Annotated in this window: 2 protein-coding genes and 1 tRNA gene; all 3 read left to right on the top strand. The window is 54.4% G+C overall.

Annotated features, from left to right (window positions below):
* Nucleotides 1-208 precede the first annotated feature (208 nt).
* Nucleotides 209-283: transfer RNA gene (locus ACFTOW_RS02030), tRNA-Phe, on the top strand.
* 337 nt (nt 284-620) lie between these two features.
* A complete protein-coding gene (locus ACFTOW_RS02025; protein WP_379912560.1) occupies nt 621-1,883 on the top strand; it encodes a tyrosine-type recombinase/integrase in 1,263 nt (420 codons plus the stop codon).
* A 166-nt stretch (nt 1,884-2,049) separates the two neighbouring features.
* Nucleotides 2,050-2,292 carry a WGR domain-containing protein gene (locus ACFTOW_RS02020; RefSeq protein ID WP_379912558.1) on the top strand — a complete coding sequence of 81 codons (243 nt, stop codon included), beginning with the start codon at nt 2,050-2,052 and terminating at the stop codon, nt 2,290-2,292.
* Nucleotides 2,293-2,632: the final 340 nt, after the last annotated feature.

Here is a 2,632-nt window from a genome sequence, read left to right as displayed (position 1 = left end):
AAAGCCCACAGACGAGCCTGCTATATGGGGGCCGCTCGCCTGTGGGCTTTGCTACCCCCCGGGCAACCCTGTGTCCCAGAAACCGGCAGCAGCCCATCGGCGCGGCAAGTCAGCACTGCCACCGTTTTCAGTCTTTTTCGCAATACCCTCTGGACAGCCTCGGTAACCTCGCATATTGAACCGCCACCCGCAGTCATACTGCAACCGTGCCCGGGTAGCTCAGGGGTAGAGCAGTGGATTGAAAATCCTCGTGTCGGTGGTTCGATTCCGCCCCCGGGCACCATTTTAACAAAGAAAAACAACCACTTAGCCATCGCACATTTTTACGAAATGTGCTGCACACTCATCGCACAGTTTTGTCGCGTGTTTGCGTGGGTTTGTGCGGGTGATTTGCTGTGTTGAACACAGTGTTTGCGGTTGCTGTGTTCGACACAGTTTTTCCAACACAGTGTTTGAACACAGTGTTTGCGAACCGTGTTGAAAACACACTGTTTGGCAACGGTTTCGCAGCACCAGCACTTGCAAACACCGTTTATGCCCAGCTTGTCTACGTGCCTGTGGTTTCTGGCTGACAATACCAACACAAAATCGTACTGTGCGATGAAGCTTGGGAACACAGTATGGTCGCACTCAGTGCAAACACACACACGCTGCTGGACGGCGAGGTTAAGGTCTACAAGCGCGGTAACAGCAAGCGCTGGCAGGCCACGTTCAAGATTGAGCAGCACTGGGTGAGGATCAGCACGGGCAAGATGGTGTTGGAGGAAGCCAAAACTGTGGCCCGTGACCAATACCTTGAATACAAGTTTCGCGCCAAGCACGAGCTGCCTGTAGTGACCAAACGTTTTGAAGACGTGGCCAAGCTGGCGATTGCGGATATGCAGAAGCAGCTGGACGCGGAGGCCGGGCGCAAGGTGTACAAAGATTACATCAAGGCGCTGAACCTCTATTTCATCCCGTTTTTTGGTAAGACCTTCATCACCAGCATCGACCACCAAAAAATTCAGGACTTTAATGCGTGGCGCAAGCGGGTGATCGGGCGCGATCCCAAAGCTTCGACCTTGAACACGCACAACGCGGCGATGAACCGTGTGTATGCAGAAGCAGTGGCACGCGGGTTCATCACGCAAGCCAAGGTGCCCATACTGACGAACAAGGGCGAAGGCGCAAAGCGGCGGCCTGATTTCAGCCGAGAGGATTATCGCAAGATGATCCGCAAGCTGCCGCACTGGATCGAACAGGGCAAAGGCGGCAAGTCACGCGATATGCGCCACCTGCTGCGCGACTATGTTTTGATTGTCGCCAACACGGGTATGCGACCCGGCACAGAAGCGGAGAACCTGCGCTGGAAGCACGTGACGGTGTTCGAAGACAACGGCTTGGAGTATGTGGAGTTCTACTTGCACGGCAAGACCAAGCCGCACGAAGCTATTGGGCGGGCTGGCACGATTGACTATCTCAAGCGCCTTCACTCGCGCACGGAAGCGATCAAGGACATTGAGTTCTACGCTATGCTCAAGCAGAAGCTGGACCTGCCTGTGTTCTGCCTGCCGAACGGAACAGTCACGGACAACCTACGCCAGACCTTCAAAGCGTTCCTCAAAGACAGTGGGTTGTTGATCTGCCCCAAGACGGGCGACAATCGCGTGCTGTACAGCCTGCGGCACACCTACGCCACCTTTGCGCTAGTCAACGACGGAATGGATATCCACGCACTGGCCCAGCAGATGGGCACGTCGATTGGAATGATCGAGCGGCATTACAGTCACCTTACCCCGCGTATGAAAAAGGACATGTTCACGGGCAAGCGATATGAGCTGTCAGCGGAAGAGTATGCAGCGCAGAAGGCTGAAGGTGGTGCGGGTGTGGGCGGCGAGGAATAGGGGAACACAGTTGTTCAACCCAGTTTTCCAAACACAGTTGTCGCACCACGCGAACGCAACACAGTTTGGCAAACCTGTGTTGTTCCACCGCGATTGGCTGGAAGGCTGGTGTGCGGCGAGGGGTTCTGCAAAACTGCATACATCGCAAACGATTCCTTAACCGCCAATGATTACGCTTGTTCATCATCACGCAGAACGGCCCAACTTCTACCGCGTAGATGTGGGGTATAATCTGTTTGGTGAATATTCCGTGGTCAGAGAATGGGGCGGCAACGGTCAAAATGGCGTGCATCGTATCGCTTGGTTTTCCAACCTACGTGATGCTGCAGTGGCGGCGGACCGGTGGCACGTGAGGGCTTGTGCCAAAGGATATGAACTTACTGACAGGGTGGTGGATGGAGCAGCTTGAGCCTTTGCCATGCGACAGCAAGGCTAATCGTGTTCTCGTCCCACCGGGCCGTCGTTGATGCGACTTTGGGAAAAAATCGATATCCGAGGCTTTTTGGACATCAGAACCTGTGGGTCACCCCAAACCGAGACATAAAGTCGGCTGCGTCCAGTACGACTTAGGTAAGCCGGTTCCACCTCTACTACTCGAACCCTCAAGTGTGTCAATCTGCATTCAAAACTGACCCATCGTGATCATTTAAAAATGACCCACCCGGGGGGTCAGGGCAATCGCTTTTGGCATTAAGCCATTGCTATGTTTGTGAGAATCGAGCGCAGGAAGGTGTCATCCCAGCCTGCGC

Origin of the sequence: Lacimonas salitolerans (assembly GCF_042677865.1) — a bacterium.
Classification (GTDB): Bacteria; Pseudomonadota; Alphaproteobacteria; order Rhodobacterales; family Rhodobacteraceae; genus Lutimaribacter; species Lutimaribacter salitolerans.
Note: the sequence above shows the minus strand (reverse complement) of the source record. Positions and strands in the feature narration are given on the sequence as shown.

Coding starts and splice junctions, on each gene's coding strand:
- ACFTOW_RS02020 (WP_379912558.1), top strand. CDS start 2,050: ATGATTACGCTTGTTCATCATCACGCAGAACGGCCCAACTTCTACCGC.
- ACFTOW_RS02025 (WP_379912560.1), top strand. CDS start 621: ATGGTCGCACTCAGTGCAAACACACACACGCTGCTGGACGGCGAGGTT.